A 19046-nucleotide genomic window follows, 5' to 3' on the forward strand; every position below is an offset into this window, starting at 1 on the left:
AGGCTGAAAGGCGAAATCACCGCCTGCCAGCCTCACGATCAGGCTGAATCAGCCCTTGTCTTCGTCGTCAGTCGGCAGAGCCAGGAAGCTCGTCCCGTTCTGGGTCTCGACCTGGAACAGAGCCTGAGAGCGCCCCTTGTCGGAAGATGCCTGAAGCTGCTTCAGAACGTCATCGCTCGAACCGACGTCGGCATTGTTCACGCTCAGGATCTTCTGACCTTCGGCAATACCCTTGTCAGCAGCGACCGAGTTCGGGTCGACGGACGTTACCGTCACGCCCTGACCATCGTCGGAAGGCTGGACCGTAATTCCGAGACGCTTCATCAGCATGTCGGAGCCAGTCGCCGAGCCATTATCCGTGCTGCCGTCAGCAGCGGCCAGCTGATCGTCCGTCGGGAAGGTACCGAGCTTGAGAGTGACCGTTTTTGACTTGCCGTCATGCCAGACGGAGAGCTCAACTTCGTCACCCGGCTGCATGCTTCCGATCTTGCGGGAAAGATCAGCCGCATCCTTGACGACATCGCCATTGACCGCCGTGACAACATCACCCTTTACCAGGCCAGCCTTGGCACCGGGGCTGTCTTCGGTTGGTTCGGCGATCATCGCGCCTTCGGGCTTGGCCAGACCGATCGATTCAGCAATATCCTTGGTAACTGGCTGAATACGAACGCCGAGCCAGCCGCGGCTGACCGAACCGTCGGTGATCAGTTCCTGAACCACGTTCTTGGCGATGTGGGCCGGAATGGCAAATGCGATACCGACATTGCCTCCCGAGGGCGAGAAGATCGCCGTATTGATGCCGACAACCTCGCCGTTCAGGTCAAATGTCGGACCTCCGGAATTGCCGTGGTTCACGGCAGCATCGACCTGAATATAGTCATCGAAGGTACCGGATGAGATGTCGCGGCCCAGCGCCGAAACGATGCCGGCCGTTACCGTACCACCGAGACCAAATGGATTTCCGACGGCAACAACCCAGTCGCCGACGCGCAGCTTGCTGTCATCAGCGAACTGAACATAGGTGAACTTCTTGTCAGCATCGACCTTCAGGACCGCAAGGTCAGTGCGCGGATCGGTTCCGACGAGCTTGGCATCATACTCCGTGCCGTCATTCATCACGACCGAGAAGGCATCGCCTTCCTTCACCACATGGTTATTGGTGACGATGTATCCGTCATCGGAGACGAAGAAACCCGAACCCTGAGCGACGGGACGCGGACGGCCCTTACGCTGAGACGGCACCGGCGGCTGGTTGGGAGAGCCAAGCTCAGGGAAAAGCTTCCTCAATGGGCTGTCCGGCGGCAGATCATCAAATCCGCGACCGCCAAAGCCGAAGGAGAAACCGTCATTCTGAGACACCTGCTTGACGCTGCTTTCTACAACAACGGAAACGACAGCAGGCGACACAGCAGAAACGACGTCGGCAAAACCAGGGACATCAGGGGCATCGACGTGAATCGGATCAGCCAGCGCCTGTTGAACTCCGACGGGAACACCAGCAGAGAAAAGCACAGCGGCAACGCCAGCCGCGGCAGAAGCCTTCAGGAGCGGCTTGAACTTCAGGCGTTCATTATTCTGGTGAAACATGTTGGATTACCTTTTCCTCTCAGTAACGTTTCTTGAACGAAGCGTCTTATTGGATGAGGAGAATATATAAACAGCAGGATTACAGAATACTGTCCTCTGAATGACGTTTTGGTAATGTAACGTATTTTTTATATTCAACCATCAATTTCTATCGAGAATACGCGATATTTCTGCCTCTTCCGCATGGGTAAGCGGCTTTGTTTCATCGTTTGTCTTGCGACGTCTTACAAGGATGACCCCGGCCCCGGCCACAAGTAATATGATGGGGGCACCCCAGAGCAGCAGGGTCTGGATCGTCAGCCGCGGCTTGAGCAGAACGAAATCACCGTAACGCGACACGATATAGCTGATGACCTGCGAATCAGAGTCACCATCAACAAGCCGCTGACGTACCAACACCCGCAAATCACGGGCAAGGTCAGCATCCGATTCATCGATGGTCTGGTTCTGGCAAACCATACAACGCAGTTGCGCCGAAATCGCCCGGGCACGATGTTCAAGAGCGGGATCGCTCAGCATCTCGTCCGGATCCACCGCAAACGCCGCGATCGGCCAGCCAAGTCCGAAAATGAGAAGCAGAACAAGGAAAGTGGCGCGCATCATGCCATATCTCCCTCACCGACCGGGCTGTCCGGCACTGCCGTTTCGGTCGCTTTTGACGGGGGGCGGGCCTTGGAGCGCTGCGGCACTCCGAGCCGGAGACGACGGTCGCTCAACGAAACCCCACCGCCCACAGCCATGACAATGGCTCCGAGCCAGATCAGCAGGATTCCCGGCTTCCACCAGATACGTACGACCGTTTTGCCATCCTTGCTGTCATCGCCGAGAGAAATGTAGATCTGGCTGACCCAACGGGTCAGCATTCCTGCCTCTGTCGTCGGCATATCGTTTGCAAGATAAACGCGCTTGGCCGCATAGACCTCACCCAATTTTGCACCAGAGCGCCTGGCCACACCAAAATAGCGACGCGTCTCGACATAATTCGGACCTCGTGCGGGCTCCTTGCGCAGATAGGTGATCTGGAAATTGCCGATTTCGGTTCTGTCACCGGTTTGCATTTCCAGCACATTCTCGGTTGCAAACAGGCTGACGACAACAATGCCAAGAACACTCACACCGAGGCCCAGATGTGCAAGCGCTGCACCGAATGCCGAACGCGGCAGGCCGAGAAAACGGGACATCGCGACAGCAGGCGATACGCGCCCGAAACCAGAACGATATACAAGATCGCTCAGCGCGCCCAGAATCAGAAAGACGGCAAGCGCCACAGCCGGCATCGCCAACAGCGGCCCATCGGAATACAGATATACGACGACGGCGCCACAAATAAGCGCGAGACCTGCGGCCGCGAAGAGCCTCTGTCCAACCGCAGCGAGGTCGCCGCGCTTCCAAGCCAGCATCGGCCCGAACGGCACAGCAAGCAGGAGCGGAACCATCAGCGTGCCAAATGTCAGATTGAAAAAGGGCGCTCCGACAGAGATTTTGTTCCCCGTGAGTGTTTCCAGAATCAGGGGATAGAGCGTTCCCGTCAACACGGTGCCGGCACCAACGGTCAGGACCAGATTGTTGAAAATCAGCGCGCCCTCGCGCGAAATCGGCGCAAACACCCCCCCCTGCCGGAGCAGCGCAGCACGCCAAGCATAAAGCGCCAGAGAGCCCCCGATGAACACCGTCAAAATAGCCAGGATGAAGATGCCCCGGGACGGGTCAGTCGCAAAGGCATGGACCGATGTCAGAACGCCGGATCGCACCAGGAACGTGCCCAGCAGTGACAGGGAAAAGGTCAGGATCGCCAGCAGCACGGTCCAGACCTTCAGCGCTTCGCGCTTTTCCATGACGATCGCAGAATGCAGCAGTGCCGTCCCGACAAGCCAGGGCATAAAGGAAGCATTCTCAACAGGGTCCCAGAACCACCATCCGCCCCAGCCCAGCTCATAATAGGCCCACAGCGAGCCCATTGCGATGCCAAGCGTCAAGAACATCCAAGCCAAAAGCGCCCACGGGCGGACCCAGCGCGCCCACGCAGAATCAAGACGTCCGCCGATAAGCGCCGCAACCGCAAATGAGAAGCACACCGAAAATCCGACATATCCGAGATAAAGAAGGGGCGGATGGATCGCCAGCCCGGGATCCTGAAGGACGGGGTTTAGGTCGCGACCCTCAGCGGGAGCAGGAAACTGCCGAAGGAAGGGATTGGAGGTGAAGATAATGAAGAGAAGGAACGCCAGGGCGATAGACGATTGAACAGCAAGCACACGTGCTTTCAACTCGGGAGCAAGCCCATGGCCGAAAGCTGCGACAAGAGCGCTGAAGAAGCTCAATATAAGCAACCACAGCATCATAGAGCCTTCGTGATTGCCCCAGACGCCCGTAAATTTATAGATCAGCGGCATCAGCGAATGGGAATTCTCCCATACATTCCTGACGGAGAAGTCCGATGTGACATAGGCGTGAAGGAGCGTGCAGAACGACGTTGCTATCAGCGCGAACATGACAAGCGTGCCGCTGCTGCCAACGGCCATCCAGACGCGATTGCCCAAAGCCGCCCCGACCATCGGCATCACCATCGTGATCACCGAAACGGCCAATGCGAGGAACAAGAACAAATGCCCCAGCTCGGTGATCACTTCCCCTCCTCTTTATCGCCTTCCCAGACACCGTCGCGCCTCAGGCGATCCGCGACATCCTTGGGCATATAATTCTCATCATGTTTGGCCAGAACCGTATCGGCAATGAAGATATCGCCCTTGCTGTCGAAATGTCCTTCCGTAACAACGCCCTGCCCTTCACGAAAAAGATCCGGCAGAATTCCGCTATAGCGAACCTGAACCTTGGCGCTGCCATCCGTGATCTCGAAGCGAACAATACGCCCTTCGTCGCGGATCACAGAACCTGTCTCGACCAGACCGCCAAGCCGTATCCTTGTCCCGGAGGAAACCGGGTTGGCGCGCAGGTCGGCAGGCATATAGAAGTAGGAGATTGAACGGCTGAGCGCGAACAGCACGAGCAGGATCGCGACCGCGATGAAGGCAATGCCGCCGGCAATGACTGCAAGTCGTTTCTGCTTCCGCTTCATGGCGTAGTTCCTGGCAATTCGCTTGTGCCCGCCGGTTGGGCCGCGGCCTCATTCAGGCGAATGTGCTGGTCAAGAAGCGCACTCCAGCGGTCGGACGGCGGAGGCAAAGGCTTCATAGCCTCGAACAGGGAAAGCGCCCGATCATGTGCGCCGCTTTGCTCGGAAGCCAGGGCTTTGTAAAAGGAAGCACGGAAATGGTCACCGGGCAATGCCAAAGCCCGATCGAACAAATCAAGCGCCTGGTCAGTGACAACACCTGACGCGCCAGCTACGAGCGCCTCTCCTGCACCGGTCAATCTGTCAGCATCGGCGCCGAGGATCGCAATTGCTCTCGAATAGGCGATCTCTGCCTTTTCGAAGGCACCTTCCCGAAAATAGATCGGCGCGATCAGCTCCCAGCCTCGCCCGTCTTCCGGCACTTCCGCCAGATGACGTTCAACCTTTGCGATCAGAATAGGCAGATCGGGTTTTTCGGCAGCGAGTCTCGCATCAAGCGGCATGTCGGGCATGTTTGGCGATCCGAAGAACAGATAGCCAAAACCGCCAAGCATGATCACAGGCAACACAATTGCCAGCGCTGCAACCACACGTCTTTTGCTCTCATCGCGTGTGGTTTTGTCGCCAATCTCATTCGAGATGGCAATCAGCCGCCGGCCGACCTCAGCCCGTGCACTCTCATAGGTGCTCGCGTCAATGACACCCTGTGCCAGGTCATCCTCAATCTGTTCGAGCTGGTCAGCAAACAGCCGCTTTCGATGCTCGCCCGGCTGTTGCTCACGCTGGGTCGCCCTGCGCACAAAAGGCAGCATGACCGCAAGAACGGTGAGGCAGACAAACAGTGAGGCAGTTACGAAAAACAGCATTCCCCTTGCTACGTCAGGAACAGGAAATTTCCAACACACGAAAAATTCACTGCAGCAACCAAATCATCGCGGATGTTCCGCTTCAATCGAGCGCCACCCACGATCCGCCATCGCTGCGACAGGCCGCACCGCGCGCAACGAATTGCGTGCCATTGACATTAATCTTGTGGGTGTATTGTCGGCACTCCTCATCACCAACACGATAGGGAGAGGCTGCTGAGACGCTGCCGGAAGCCTGCTTCCCCTGCCAGGGGACGTCTTCTCCGGCCGGAGCCGAATCCAACGCGTAATACTCGGCCTCAATAGCCTTATTCGCATCGGATGCGCTCAATGTCGCTCCTGACCGACGAAGCAATGCAGCATCAAGGGCGCTCGAACTGGTATCTGCCTTTTGTGCCCCATCAGATACGACCTTCTGGATCGATATGCTGGGTGCAGGAAGGGTTGAACAACCGGCAAGGCCGAGCAACAGAAAGACAGCATAGGTGGATTGCTTCACGTTATGACCGTTTCAGACGGCGCAACAAAGAATTTTAAGCAAAACGCACGCCGATTGCGTTTGCTCGTTTCGGAGCGAGACTATCGAAACCCGTTCTTAGCGGTGGTAATTTTCCGATATGGCGCCATTAAGGCTATCAGATGCGTTTGCCGGGCAGAACGACGCGCGCGCGCAGTCCGCCCTCGGCCAAGCCGGAAAGTTCGAATGAACCACCATAAGCATTCACAATGTCATCAATGATCGACAAACCAAGCCCTGCGCCGAGGCCGTTCTCGTCGAGGCGCTGACCACGCTTCATTGCACGTTTGATCTGGTCTGGCGTCAAGCCGGGTCCATCATCTTCCACGCTTATCTCTATCCAACTTTTGTCGTGCCCCTCCTGCCACTCTGCAAGCTCGACAGCCGCGATCGACACCTGGCGTGCAGCGAACCGCCCGGCATTCTCGAGAAGATTGCCAATGATCTCCTCCAGGTCCTGCTGTTCGGTCATCGCAACGAGATTGGCATCGCAGGAAAGCGCAAATTCCAGATCAGGATTGAGACGGCGCATCACGCGCCTGAGACGTTCAAGCGTCGGCAGAAGATCGCAACGGGTCAACACGGACTCCGATTGCGCGGCAATTCTTGCGCGATTGAGATAGGCCGTCACCTGAGCCTGCATCACCCCGACTTGTGATGTGATCAGCTTGCCGTGTTTCTCATCCATCGCCTGTGCTTCATTGACGAGCACCGCAATAGGCGTCTTCAGGGAATGGGCGAGATTGCCAACCTGCATGCGTGCGCGCTCGACGATCGCTCGGTTATTCGAGAGAAGTGCATTGATCTCGTCTACAAGTGGCTGAATCTCGGCTGGAAAAGCACCCGCAAGATTTCCATCGCCGGTCGCTGAAATTTCGCTCAAAGCGCGCTGGGTCTCATCCAGTGGCTTCAGCGCCCACAAAATCGCCAGCGCATTCACCAGAATGCTGGCGATGCCAAAGAGCGCGAGCGCAAGATAGAGCCGCCGTGAGAACCAGCGGACATCCTCATCAACGGCCTTTCGGTTTCCGGTCACACGAAAACGGGCGGTACGTCCGTCATCGTCCAGAACAACCGTGGTCTCAAGAACTGTAAGGTTGTTTCCCTTGTCGTCATGAACGACATAGCTGCGCCGGAAGTTGCCGTCATAAGGAACCGCGTCACCGGCCATCGGCAGATTGCTGCCCCCCAGAGACGGCGAAGTCAGGGAGTGGCTGCCTTCGGCATAAAGCGGATCGACAACCCAATACCAGCCCGTCGACGGCTGCTGATAGCGCAGATCCCCCAGCTGCGGCGAACCGGCCAGTTCGCCCTTGTGGTCGATCGAAACAGAATTGATCACATTGTACATTTCCGCCTGAAGCAACTGGCGGAAGCCGCGCTCGGCGGCCTGCTTGTAAAGCGCTGAGATCACAAATGCGATCACGACAAGGGCAACGACGCACCAGAAAGTGGTCAAGGCCAGCGATCTAGACGTAAGTGACCTGATTCGCTTCATAATGGCGGTTGCATCCTGTAACCCAGGCCGCGAACGGTTTCGATCCACTCCGCGCCGACCTTCTTCCGCAATCGGCCGATAAAGACTTCAATCGTGTTGGAATCACGATCAAAATCCTGATCATACATATGCTCGGTGAGTTCGGTGCGGGAGACAACCTCGCCCTGATGGTGCATCAGATAAGAGAGAAGTCGGTATTCGTGGGAGGTCAGACGCAGCAAATTGCCATCCATGGTCGCCTTGGATGCCTTGACGTCAATCTCGATTGGCCCGCAGGTAAGCCGTGTCGAAGCGTGTCCGGCGGCGCGGCGGATCAGCGCCCTGATCCGCGCCATCACCTCTTCGGTATGAAATGGCTTGGTTACGTAGTCATCAGCCCCGGCATCGATACCCGCAACCTTGTCACTCCAGCGATCCCGCGCCGTCAGAATCAACACAGGCATGTTCCGCCCGGCTGATCGCCATCTTTCCAGAACCGTAACGCCATCAATGTTGGGAAGACCAATGTCCAGAATGACGGCATCATAGGGCTCGGTATCACCCAGAAAATGCCCCTCTTCCCCATCGAAGGCGGCATCAACGACATAGCCAGCCTCCTGCAGGACACTGGCAAGCTGCCGGTTCAGGTTGGCATCATCCTCAACAACCAGAATTCTCATGTATCAACCGTTTCTTCCTTCAGCAAAGCAGAGCGGGCAGTCGGATCAACCCGCTCCATTCGCTGGAACTGTTCGGGAAATCTTGCGCGGCGGACTGCCGTCATTCGAATTGACGATCACCGTTACGACGCATTTTGAGCCATCCTCTGCGGGCACAGCCGAAAGGAGCTGACCGCCTGTACTCGACACCACAGCTGATGCCGCCTTGCTGCAATCAGCAGCCAGACTCGATTGCACCGGGGCAAGGCCCCCCAGCAAAATAGCGATCAGCATCAGCTTCTTCATCGCGCTGCCATCTCTGAACAAAATATACACACCCGGCACAGGAACGCCTCTAATCATGGTTTCGTCTATCAAAAACAGGCTGAATGGTGAATGAATAGCTTACATTGCAGCCAGTATCTACAACGGGCTATTCAATATGGGCAGAGATGGCATGTGGGAAAGCGGTCAATGCTCCCCGCCGCATGCCCGACGGGAGGCTTCTCCCGCATGCCGCTCCGACACTGGCTAGGCTTTCAGCGATTTGGTCGCAGACAACCGCCCGATCAGCGCAAGAACGCCACCGCCAGCGCTGACAAGTGTCATGATCGAATTCAGAAGTTCGGTCTGCATGCCAGCATCGACCTCAACACCACCGACCTTTGCCAGTGAAGCCGAGATTGCAATCAGAGCTCCCCAAACGGTCTTGGAGAGGTACCACTTCTTTACATTTTCCATCATTTTCTCCTTTGCTTCTAGAACTGAATCGTCCTTTCCAGTGCCACGCCGAACGGAACCTTCCGCCCGAGCTGGTACAGTCTGACCGAAATGGCTTCCGGCACAGATCCAAAGTCGGCGAGCTGCATATCTTCTGTGTAGATGAACGCCGTCGTATCGATTTCGACGAGTCTGGCAACGCTGCCAGAAACAAGAATTTCCAGCCTGTAGGCTTCGCTGTCTTCATCAAGCGGTATGTCAAAAGCCGCCCAGTCATCAGCGTCAATGCGTGACCTGCGCACCCAGCTGAAGGCAACATCATTGCCGCCATTGCGTTGTCCGCGCAGATGAACCGGCGACAATGGCATCTCTGCGCGAAGGCCGCCGGTGAAGGCATAGGGAGCCGCCGGATCAACCTGCGCCAGAGATGTTTCCACGAGATAGTTTCGCTCCAGGCCACGCGCTTCTGCGCTCAGTTCAATCGACACCACAGCCTGGTTCAGAAGCACCGCATCTGCCCCGATCTCAGCACCCGCCGTCATGGCATCTTCAGTTCCGGCCAGCCCGCGCAAAAGGCCGGAAAGGCTCCAGAGCCCCGGCGCCGTTTCTTCGGCATTCAGATAGCCGATGATCTCGAATTGGCCGTTGGCGGCCCGCACAGCCAGCCGGTTGGATCCATTCAGAACAGCCAGCTTCGACGCTGAGGCAAACGCACCGAAATCCAGAGCTATCACGAGCGACTGCGAATAATCGAAACGCCCGGAAACGCCGGAGCCGAGGGATGCGGCAACGGATCCCGTCGATGCCGGCCGATCGACCGTCATGCACATTGAATAACCTTCGCTCTGTGATGACGAGGACAGAACCAGTCGTTGCCATGGATTTGCGTAAGCCGCAATCCTGGCAAAGCTTTCGGCCTCGTCGCTGTTAAAGCGGGCCAGATCCATGAGAATGACCCGCGGCGCAAAGCCCGATGGGCTCAGCCTTGGCAATCGCGGCAAGACCTGTTCGCCGGATGAAGCCGCCGATACCGATGGCGAAAAGGCACGCGCGGTAACCTCAATCGCCCCGTTCTGCTCAAGCCGGGTCACCAGGAAACGGCCAGCGGGACCGTCGCTGAGGGATACGACATCGCCCAGTTCGAGTTCAAGGCGTTGTGGCGACAGCGAGAAGCTGAGTTCACGCTTGGCAATTCGCCCATCCCTGAGCAGATTGTCTGCCAGAAGGCGCACGCCGGATTCGTTGAACACCGCGGGCAGGCTATGCATCGCAACCCGGTCATTGTCCACGAGCGTTCGACTGGAACGGACCGTTGCCTGTTCATAGTCGTTGGCAGCATCGCTGAAAATGGCAACCACCTCGCCGGCGATCTCTGCCTCGTGCAACAGCTTTTCACTCCATTGCGGTGCGTTTGGAGAGTCCACAAGCACCGGCAGCTCGGCTGGCGGAAGGCTTGCTCGAAGCCTCGACCGAAATGTCAGAACCCCGCCGTCCTCGCATACATCGACAAGTCCGAATTCAAGAAGAGGATCAAGCAGGTCTCTTGCCGATGCCAGTTCGGCCTGTTGATAGCCGATCAGATCATCACTGACCTGCCCGGCGTCGAAGTTGTCGAAGCCGTGGTCCGTCAGGAGCGTTTCAATCGTATCACCGAGCGTAGAAGCGCCGAGACGTCCGTTGAGCCAGTGCCCCCGGAGCCAGTTGGCCCCGTCGCTCCAGACAGTGGTATCACTTGGAAATGCTGGAAATGGTCGTGCATCCCAGCACCACAGGAAGATCTTGCCCGGATCGACCATACCCGCCAGAGCGTCGTCGCTTTCCCAGTATCCAAGATGGGCCTCGACGAAACGTCGCTGGCTTGCATCAGAGCGGGTTCCGCTCGAAAAATAGGGCAAAGCGCTTTCGGTGGACTTCGGATCGAAGAAAACATTTGGCTGGTTCGCACCGGCATCGATTGCAGGGCAACCCAATTCGGTGAACCAGACCGGCTTCATCCCCGGCTGCCAGGCGGTTGGCGTGGCGTTCTCGGCGCCGTCGCGACGCTCATGGTGATAGTTGGACCACCAGTTTTCGATGTCCTTGTAGCGGAAAACCCATGGCTTGCCCGCAAGTCCGTCAGTAATGGGCGTACGCTGCCGTGCATCGCGGGCGTCTGAGCTGGCATAATACCAGTCGAACCCTTCGCCGGACGTGATATTCCTCCTCAACGCCGCCAGATCATTGGCCAGCCTGAAACCGTCGGGGCTGGCAGAAGCCAGATCCTCGTCGCGCCAGTCGGACAAGGGCATGTAATTGTCAATGCCGATGGCATCGATGGCCTCACATGCCCAGAGCGGATCAAGATTGAAAAACACATCGCCGTCGGGCGCGTGATAGCCGAAATACTCGCTCCAGTCGGCTGCATAGGTCAGCGCCGTTGTCGTCCCGACGACGGAACGGACCGCACCGGCAAGAGACACGAGCCCATCGACAAAAGGAAAGCTGCCATATTCGTCGCGGATCGCGGTCAGCGCCCGCATTTCCGAGCCAATGATAATGCCGTCAACACCACCAGCAGCCTCTGCCAGATGGGCGTAGTGTAGGATAAAGCGGCGATAGCCCCAGCCGGTACCGGAATAGGAAATGCTCCCCTGTGCAGCGGTGAATTGCCCTGCGGCAGCGCTGCCCAGGAATGCGGCAAGCTGATCGGCCGCCTGCGAAGTCTGGTCAACCGTCCCGGTCGCTCCAATGGCTGGATCACAGGTGATGCGTCCGCGCCAGGGATAGGCCGGCTGCGGCGAGCCGCCATAAGGATTGGGTAAAGTGTTATCGTTCGGAATATCCATCATTACAAAGGGATAGAGAAACACTTTCAGCCCGCGTGCCTTCAGATCCGCAATCGCTGCAATGAGCCCGGCGTCGTTGGGCGTCCCACCGTAAGCCGCCCCGCCGTCATTCGTGGATATCAGCCGGGCTTCGGACCGCGTTATGCCGCTCACACGCCATGGCGAACTTTCCTTATTGCGAGACAAAGTCTCGACGCCCGGCATCAAGGTGCAGTTGCCCGCCCTCAGATCATCGCCAAACCAGGCAACCACAAGAGCGACACTTTCGAGATTTGGACAGAGTGCCATCAGTTCATCGATGGAAGCCTCCCAGTCAGTCGCACGCATCAGATTGTTACGATTGAGGATGCGCTGAGAGCCGGGACTGCTGATTTCCGTGACGGCATACGGGCAGAGCCCATGTTCCGTGGCCCCGGGGATAATGGTGATAGCCCGGATCTCATTTTCCAGTCTGCCCGTGGGGCGCAGAACCTCAAACTGAACCACGGGTATCCTGTTCCCATAGTCGTCCAGAGGCAGGCGCTCAAAAACCACATAAGCAAGCCCGCGATAGGCCGGAGCATTGCCGCTCCCCTGTTTCGCTTCGATCAGTGGATCAGGCATCTGATCTTCACGGCCGGTATAAACGCGCATTTCCACAGTGGTAAGATCAAGCTCACGACCATCGACCCAGACACGACGGATGGCAGCAATCGGCCCTTCGCAAATGCCAAAGGCGAAATTGCCGAAGTAGGAGAAGGTTTCGGTTTTCGTACCCGAGGCTTTGCTGCCCGTGCGTTCGATGATCGAAACCTCCTCAAACCGCGTCGCCCAGATCAAGGTTCCGCCGAGACGTACCGAACCATAGGCACGCGGCAATGGCGCCCCCTCATCCACGCCTCCCAGGCGGACTGCCCCCAGATGCTGCCCCTGCGTGGTCGTGCCGCCCCCGAAAAGCCGTGAATCGATCACGCTGCCGGCAAGCGCGCCAAAAGCACGCCCGGCCATCGCGCCAATCGGGCCGAAGGCGCTGCCGGCCACGGTGCCGGCAACCTGAAGCAAAATCGTCGCCATGAAGGGTCTCCGGTTCAGTTGATATCGGGAAGGCGGAACACGCCGGCAATGCGACGGCGCCATGAAGGCACCAGTGCCGAACGGATCACACCAGCCTGTTCATAGGCATGGATGAAGCTTTGCTGGTCGGCGAGAATACCCAGATGCTTGGCGGGAAAGCGCGCCTGCCAGCGAAAGACCAGAAGGTCACCCGCTTCCATCATCGGCAGCGCGACGGGCGCGCCACAATAGCTCCGCGCGGCAGCGAGAATGCGCTCCTCACCGCCATGTTCCGCCCAGTCGACCGAATAGGGCTCACCGTCAAAGGGATCTATTCCGTAAAGAGAGCACCAGACGCCGCGGACGAGACCGAGACAATCACAGCCGATGCCCTTTTTCCCGGCCTGGTGCCGATAGGGTGTGCCAATCCAGTCCTGAGCCAGCGCAACGGCCCGTTCTCCAGCCGTGCTCATGAGAAAAGCGGACTTCCGTCATGCAGGCTTTCACCATCGACATAGGAATAGGCAAAATCCGCCCCCGGCACATGCGGGAAACCCCTGAAATTCACCTGATTGGCAAATTTTGCCTTGCATGTCGAAAATGCCTTGTTGCATCCGGCATACACCGTAACGCCGGCGCCGACCTCAGGCAGTGCCGTGAGCGGCAGCCAGAGATCAAACTTCACGCCGCTGCCGAAAACGCGGTTGGCTTCAACATCAACGCTTTGGCCTGAAAGCAGGCCGGATGTAAAAGTCATCGTGCCATAGGCAAAAAAATTCTCGTCAAAGCTTTGCCCCAGCGTCAGCAATAGCCGGTTATCGGCCAGAACCTCTGCAATCGTGCCGCTTGCGGAATAGTCCGGGCTGTTCGTATCGATACCGCAGCGCTGGTCGCCCAGCTTGGCATCGCAACGCCGCGCAAAACTTCGGCCCTTCGCTTGCGAAAGCCTATGGCTAAGCGAGCGCAGCTCGGCATGAAAAGCGCCCGCCTCGCGGCGGATGTCGCCGAGTTCCTGTACCGAGAGCAGCTGAAATGCCGATGGTTCCTGCCAGTTCACGACGAAATACTCGACCCTCGCCCCCTCATACCGGCCGGCGATCAGATCCTCTTCCGAAATGGCATCACTGGAAAAGCCGCCCGCCACTTCACTCGTATCAGCCCCGAGACCGCCATCACTCTGCAGCGCCGATGCGGCAAAGCCGCTCGCCGCCTGGAATGTCGTTCCGTCAAAGGTCAGATTGCGATCGTGCTCGGTAAAGCCCAGAACGCCGCCATCTTCAAGCGACAGCCGCCAGCAGAAGCAGATCGTCGTCGAATCATTGGCAATATGGCTGGACAGAGCCTCATTGATTGTCCTCATGGCCTGATCTCCGCAAGCGGCACGCTGGGAACCATGCCCGCTTTGAATGTCTTGAGATTGACCTCAATACGGTCGATGTCGAAACGCACCGGCACATCAAACTCAAATCCGGCGAAGATCGCGGCACCGCCTGCCGGTATCGCCCCGGCAACAAAGGTCATCACCCCGGTCGCTGCGTCGAGCACAACATCGGACACGACGGCACCGTCGACGGAGACTTTGAGCGTTCCGGAGACCGGTTTTTCAATCGACCGGACGAAGCTTGAACCGGCATCGCCATAGGTCTTGATCAATTGATAACTGGCCGTCGTTCCGTCGCCGGTCCCGATGAATTGATCAGTCGCCGAGACCGTCTGCAGCGGGCTGCAGGATTTGAAATCAACAGGATCGCGAAAGCGAAAGCCAAACAGCTGACCGCGCCTCGCTTCAAAAAACGCCATCAGTTCGTAGAGATCGTCCAGTGAGCGTAGCCCAGATCCCGCATCGTAGCTGCGTCTGGAATCGAACCATCTCTGGTTCCGGTTTTCCCGCCCGTTGGAAAGGTTGACGATATCGGTTCTGCGCACCGGTCCCCCACTTGTGGCAAGGGAGAGGCGCAACGGAAACCGCACATCGTGAAAGCCGCCCGACATGTTCCACTCCCTCGGTCAGATATTGCGCTGTCCAGCGCGCACAGCACGTGCCAGCATGGCGGAGATCTGCGCCTCACTGCGTCGAAAACTGTCGGCGTCATTCGCCGAAACGTTGAAGACAACCGATGTGCCACCGCCATTGCCGGACGCAACGCCAAGAGAGCCATCGGGGCCGCGCTTGAGCGGCAGGATGGCTTCCGTGCCCGCCTCCCCCATCAGGCCAAGACCGCCACTCATGGGAAAATAGGTCGGGCTGGAAACCACGCCGCCCTTGGCAAAGGGCATTGTGCGGCCGGGTACGCCGCCCTTGGCATTGGTCACCGCATCGGCGAGCTCACCGACAAGCCCCGAAATCCCGTTCGAAAGTGTTGTTTCCAGCGGTTTCAGTGCCGATCTGAGCGCAATATCGCTGAGCCGGCGCGCCAGACCGGACAGCACCGTGTCCAGGCTTTTCCCGCCGGCAACGGCTTCACGCATCGCCAGCGTGATCGAACTGGCAAATGCGTCGGACTGGTTCTGAAGCTCTGTGAAAGCGTCACTCAGCGCCGTTACACTGTCATTCGCCTGGCTGAAGCCTTGACTGTCAGTTTCCATGAGCCTCTTCCTCAATCGGGGTAAAGCGCCATCAGCTGAGCGAGTTCGCTGCGTTTCGGCGCGTCATGATCATGTCCGAACTGGCCGGTCATGGCGGCAAATTCCGCCGGTGTCAGCGACCAGAATGCTGCCGGTTCAAGCCGCAGCAGACAGAGCCCGGCATGCATCGCTTCCCGCCAGGGAAACGGGGCGATGCCGGGAGGTTCGGGCTCTGCCGCTGCGGCTTTCAAGGGTCCGCGCCGGTCTCCGGCTGTTCGGCGGCTGCGGACCCGGAAAAGGTGAGGCTCAGCAATTCGCTGACCAGTCGGGCGGAACCGGCAATGCCGCCCTCAACGCTCATTCCAGCGACATCCTCGTCGGAAAAGGCATTGCCGCCGCCCCTGAGCGCCGCACCGATGATGCGCACGAGATCAATCGCTTTGAGCTTGCCGGAGGCAAAGCGGTGGCCGAGATCGGCGAGATTATCCGCAGCAAAAGCCGTTTCCAGCTCGGACAGCGCCCCCAGTGTCAGGCATAGAATGCGGCGCTCACCATCAATGACCGCTTCCACTTCGCCGCGATGCCGGTTCGCCCGGCGCGTAGTGACCGGGGCCGTCATCACAGCGCCCCGAAGCTGACGGCACCCGCAGATTCAAGCGCAATCTCGAATTTCATCTCACCGTCATAGGCGCCCGAATAGTCAAGCGATGTAATCTGGAACGGGCCGGAAACCGTGCCGAATCCGGGAATGACAATCTGGCTCTCGATCAGGCTCGCCGAGAAAAAGGCCACTCGCACGGTCTCGTCGGAGGCCTGATCCTTGAACAGGCCGCTCGCCGTCATGGATGCGCGCTGCATTCCGGCGCCACCCAGAAGCTCGCGCCAGCGACCCGAGCTTTCGGAATCGGTGATATCGACGGTCTCTGCATTGAACGCCAGCGTGCGCGACCGCAGGCCTGCGACCGTCTCATAGCTGCTGCCGTTATGGACCTTCAGCAGCATGTCCTTGCCTTTTTGGGCAACCATGCGTCATCTCCCTTGCATGAATGAAAAAAGGCGCCTCAGCGCCCGGGGGAACAATGCGGCAACGTCGGCCTCACGCCGTCTCGGTCACAGCCCGAAAACGCACCTCTGCATAAAAATAGTCACTGCGTGCCTGCCGGCGTACGGTGACGCCGCTGCGCTGCAGATTGATCAGTACATAGCCGTCAAGGCTCAGTGACACGTCGCCGAGCAGCAGCGAAAGCCTGTCGATAATCTGCTCGATCTCGCGACGCCCCGGCGCATCCGACCAGACTTCAAAGGTCAGCTTGTGCTCCTCGGTGCGCTCGATATCTGCGCTCAGGTCACGCACGTCTGTGGCACCATAGACAATGACTGGCAAACGCTGCGTCGACAGTCTGCGGTCAACGATCCCGTCTTCGGCCACAAGCCCCGCCAGGACCGGATCCGTGCTCAGAACGGCATGAATGGCTTTTTGCAGAGCATTGCGCGCGCTCATGAGCTGATCTCCTCACAACGGCAGACGAGGTAGCGCCCTGTCTCGTCGGGATCGTGGAAAGTCACCAGGCGGAATTGCCGCCCGCCCTTGGCAAACCGCATCTCTGCCGCCAGATCGTCGCGATGCCGTAGCCAGATCCTGTGGGTGATCCGTCCCACGCCGGCATTGGCTTCCTCATCGAAGGCAACCGATTGCGGTTCGACGCGCGCCCAGGCCTTGCCAAAACTCTCAAATCCCCGGGTCACCCCGCCCTGCCCGTCAGCCGTATCCACCGGACGAAGCAGGTTGAGGCGCTCTGAAAAGGCTCCGGAATCCATGGGCGCAATCATCAGAGCCTCCAGCTTTTAAGTGGCGCGATAAGCGCCTGATAGCCCTGCGGCTCGGCAGCCGGCTGGTCCGTGAGTGCAACAACACCACGCAACGCGTACATGTGAGCCACGTGGCGGGTAATCGCAGCTTTGGCTGGTTCCGGCACATCAGCAGCGGCGCCGTAGCCCGCGATAAAATCAACCTCGATTCCATTCATGGAAGCGCGGGCCGCGGCAATCTCAGGCAGGTAGAACCGCACCGGACGGGCTGTGCCATCCAGCCGCGCCCGGTCAAGCGCAACCGCATTCGCATTGCCTTCAGCATCGTAAACCGTCACGGATGACACGCTCGCCACCGGCCCATGCGCAAGCGAGATCATGCCGCTTTTGGGCCAGCTGTCGCGATAGAGCCGCCAGCTCTGCGTCATCAGCGATAGCCCCGTCAGCGCCTCCAGATGCTTGCGCGCCGTCACGATCAGCCCGGTGATCAGCTCATCGTCATCATCATGATCGATGCGCAGATAATTCTTGGCTTCATCCAGGCTTACCGGCTCGCTAGCAGGCGGCGTCGTCAGTGCATAGGTCATTGAAGTTTCCCCTGAAAAACAAAACCCCCGGCAAAACCGGGGGCCATGAACTGAAGCGCCGTGCCAATCAGGCAGCAGCAAACTTGATCAGCTTGATCGCGTCGAAATTCTGCACCCCGCCGCCGACACGCTTGGTGGTGTAGAACAGCACATAGGGCTTGGCCGAATAGGGATCGCGCAGAACCCGCACGCCGGTACGGTCGACAACGAGATAGCCAGCGGCAAAGTCGCCAAAGGCAATCGAAAAGGCATCGGTGGCGATGTCGGGCATGTCTTCGGCTTCCGTCACCGGAAAACCGAGCAGCGAGGCAGCACCGCCTGCCGAGGCTGGCGGTTGCCACAGATAGTTGCCATCTGCGTCCTTCAGCTTGCGCACCGCACCTTGGGTCTTGCGGTTCATCACGAAATTCGCATTCTGGCGATGGCCTGCCTTCAGCGAATAGATCGCCTCGATCAGCACATCAGAGGCTCCCACGGCGGCAAAGTCGCCGTCGACGCCCGTTGCGTGATAGCCGATCTTGCCCCAGTCATAGGCACTGTCGGCGACGGTTGTGTAACTCAGAAAGCCTTTCGGCTTGTCCGTGCCGTTGCCGGAAACAAAGGCCGCGCCTTCCTGCTCGGCAAAGGCCATATCCACCTCGCCGGCGATCCAGCTTTCGATGTCAAAGGCGGCATCGTCCAAGAGCGATGCGCTGGCCGCCGGCATGGCGTAAAGCTCCATCGTCGGGAACGAGAGTTCGGAAATCTCCGGCGTTGCGGTCTGCGGGCGTGCTGCCGTTTCGGAAACCCAGCCGGCCGTAAATCCGCTGGCAACGAAGGGGCGCTTCAGAACCGCGCCGGAGACCTGGCGTACCGTTGCCAGCGACCGGATCGGCGAGATGGTCGTCAGGCGACGACCGATCTCACTGTCCGTTTCTTCCGGCACCAGATAGCCGCCATCGCCATCGGTGGTCGAAGAAAGCGCCTTGGCTTCCAGCCCGCGCAGGCCGGCATCATCGCCACGGCGGATATATTTCTCAAAGGCCGCCTTGTGCTCACCGGCAAAGGCTCCGGCCCGGCCCAGTGTCGGGCGCGCCTTCTTCAGCGCCATTTCATCGATCATCTTGCTCTGGCGATCCATGGCGCTGTTGATGCGATCCAGCTTTTCGCGGGTGATCACATCTTCGGAACATTTGCTCTCCAGTTCGAGGAGGCGACGGTCGTTGGTTTCGCGGAAAGCCTCGAAGCTGGTCATGAAATCTTCGAAAGCCCGTTCGATGGTCTCCGGCATGCCCTTGATTTCAGGCGCCGCTGTCAGATCATGTTTTGTCACGAAATTCATCCTTGATC

General features: G+C 58.5%; 22 protein-coding genes. All 22 read right to left on the reverse strand.

From position 1 onward, the window contains the following. Positions 1-48: 48 nt before the first annotated feature. Positions 49-1587, reverse strand: a complete 1539-nt coding sequence (locus HCK86_RS05235) for a Do family serine endopeptidase (protein ID WP_176083400.1) — start codon at positions 1585-1587, stop codon at positions 49-51. 141 nt (positions 1588-1728) lie between these two features. Then, positions 1729-2190: a cytochrome c-type biogenesis protein gene (locus HCK86_RS05240; protein WP_176083401.1), complete on the reverse strand. Its 462-nt coding sequence runs from the start codon at positions 2188-2190 to the stop codon at positions 1729-1731. Beyond that, a complete protein-coding gene (locus HCK86_RS05245) occupies positions 2187-4214 on the reverse strand; it encodes a heme lyase CcmF/NrfE family subunit (protein WP_176083402.1) in 2028 nt (675 codons plus the stop codon). The genes HCK86_RS05240 and HCK86_RS05245 overlap by 4 nt, the downstream gene beginning before the upstream one ends. After that, positions 4211-4663, reverse strand: a complete 453-nt coding sequence (gene ccmE / locus HCK86_RS05250) for a cytochrome c maturation protein CcmE (RefSeq protein ID WP_176083403.1) — start codon at positions 4661-4663, stop codon at positions 4211-4213. Before ccmE ends, HCK86_RS05245 begins: the two co-directional genes overlap by 4 nt. Further along, the gene (ccmI, locus tag HCK86_RS05255) at positions 4660-5565 is read right to left on the reverse strand and encodes a c-type cytochrome biogenesis protein CcmI (RefSeq protein ID WP_210259815.1); all 906 of its coding nucleotides are present in this window, start codon (positions 5563-5565) and stop codon (positions 4660-4662) included. Before ccmI ends, ccmE begins: the two co-directional genes overlap by 4 nt. 43 nt (positions 5566-5608) lie before the next feature. Beyond that, positions 5609-6025, reverse strand: coding sequence for a hypothetical protein (locus HCK86_RS05260; RefSeq protein WP_176083405.1), 417 nt, complete (start codon positions 6023-6025; stop codon positions 5609-5611). A gap of 136 nt (positions 6026-6161) precedes the next feature. After that, positions 6162-7541 carry a HAMP domain-containing sensor histidine kinase gene (locus HCK86_RS05265; protein ID WP_176083406.1) on the reverse strand — a complete coding sequence of 460 codons (1380 nt, stop codon included), beginning with the start codon at positions 7539-7541 and terminating at the stop codon, positions 6162-6164. After that, complete coding sequence (locus HCK86_RS05270) at positions 7538-8200, reverse strand: response regulator transcription factor (protein WP_176083407.1); 663 nt, start codon at positions 8198-8200, stop codon at positions 7538-7540. Before HCK86_RS05270 ends, HCK86_RS05265 begins: the two co-directional genes overlap by 4 nt. A gap of 45 nt (positions 8201-8245) precedes the next feature. Then, entirely contained in the window at positions 8246-8485 is a 240-nt protein-coding gene (locus HCK86_RS05275; protein ID WP_176083408.1) for a hypothetical protein, read from the reverse strand. Between the two features lie 225 nt (positions 8486-8710). Then, positions 8711-8920: a hypothetical protein gene (locus HCK86_RS05280; protein ID WP_176083409.1), complete on the reverse strand. Its 210-nt coding sequence runs from the start codon at positions 8918-8920 to the stop codon at positions 8711-8713. A gap of 17 nt (positions 8921-8937) precedes the next feature. Beyond that, the gene (locus HCK86_RS05285) at positions 8938-12777 is read right to left on the reverse strand and encodes a glycoside hydrolase/phage tail family protein (RefSeq protein ID WP_176083410.1); all 3840 of its coding nucleotides are present in this window, start codon (positions 12775-12777) and stop codon (positions 8938-8940) included. A gap of 14 nt (positions 12778-12791) precedes the next feature. After that, positions 12792-13229, reverse strand: coding sequence for an NlpC/P60 family protein (locus HCK86_RS05290; protein WP_176083411.1), 438 nt, complete (start codon positions 13227-13229; stop codon positions 12792-12794). Further along, positions 13226-14116, reverse strand: coding sequence for a DUF2163 domain-containing protein (locus HCK86_RS05295; protein WP_176083412.1), 891 nt, complete (start codon positions 14114-14116; stop codon positions 13226-13228). The genes HCK86_RS05290 and HCK86_RS05295 overlap by 4 nt, the downstream gene beginning before the upstream one ends. Continuing rightward, positions 14113-14748 (reverse strand): DUF2460 domain-containing protein, encoded by a 636-nt coding sequence (locus HCK86_RS05300; protein WP_176083413.1) that lies wholly within the window; start codon positions 14746-14748, stop codon positions 14113-14115. Before HCK86_RS05300 ends, HCK86_RS05295 begins: the two co-directional genes overlap by 4 nt. 15 nt (positions 14749-14763) lie before the next feature. After that, positions 14764-15342, reverse strand: a complete 579-nt coding sequence (locus HCK86_RS05305; RefSeq protein WP_176083414.1) for a phage tail tape measure protein — start codon at positions 15340-15342, stop codon at positions 14764-14766. An 11-nt stretch (positions 15343-15353) separates the two neighbouring features. Further along, the gene (locus HCK86_RS05310) at positions 15354-15572 is read right to left on the reverse strand and encodes a rcc01693 family protein (protein WP_246739456.1); all 219 of its coding nucleotides are present in this window, start codon (positions 15570-15572) and stop codon (positions 15354-15356) included. Next, positions 15569-15940: a gene transfer agent family protein gene (locus HCK86_RS05315; RefSeq protein ID WP_176083415.1), complete on the reverse strand. Its 372-nt coding sequence runs from the start codon at positions 15938-15940 to the stop codon at positions 15569-15571. The genes HCK86_RS05310 and HCK86_RS05315 overlap by 4 nt, the downstream gene beginning before the upstream one ends. Then, on the reverse strand, positions 15940-16347 hold the full coding sequence (locus tag HCK86_RS05320) for a phage major tail protein, TP901-1 family (RefSeq protein WP_176083416.1): 408 nt from the start codon (positions 16345-16347) through the stop codon (positions 15940-15942). Before HCK86_RS05320 ends, HCK86_RS05315 begins: the two co-directional genes overlap by 1 nt. 70 nt (positions 16348-16417) lie before the next feature. Continuing rightward, positions 16418-16822, reverse strand: coding sequence for a DUF3168 domain-containing protein (locus HCK86_RS05325; protein WP_176083417.1), 405 nt, complete (start codon positions 16820-16822; stop codon positions 16418-16420). Next, complete coding sequence (locus tag HCK86_RS05330) at positions 16819-17151, reverse strand: phage head closure protein (RefSeq protein ID WP_176083418.1); 333 nt, start codon at positions 17149-17151, stop codon at positions 16819-16821. Before HCK86_RS05330 ends, HCK86_RS05325 begins: the two co-directional genes overlap by 4 nt. Then, the gene (locus tag HCK86_RS05335) at positions 17151-17717 is read right to left on the reverse strand and encodes a head-tail connector protein (protein ID WP_176083419.1); all 567 of its coding nucleotides are present in this window, start codon (positions 17715-17717) and stop codon (positions 17151-17153) included. The genes HCK86_RS05330 and HCK86_RS05335 overlap by 1 nt, the downstream gene beginning before the upstream one ends. 67 nt (positions 17718-17784) lie before the next feature. Beyond that, complete coding sequence (locus tag HCK86_RS05340) at positions 17785-19038, reverse strand: phage major capsid protein (RefSeq protein ID WP_176083420.1); 1254 nt, start codon at positions 19036-19038, stop codon at positions 17785-17787. Positions 19039-19046: the final 8 nt, after the last annotated feature.

It is taken from the genome of Martelella sp. HB161492 (assembly GCF_013184775.1).
In the GTDB taxonomy this organism is placed as follows: Bacteria; Pseudomonadota; Alphaproteobacteria; order Rhizobiales; family Rhizobiaceae; genus Martelella.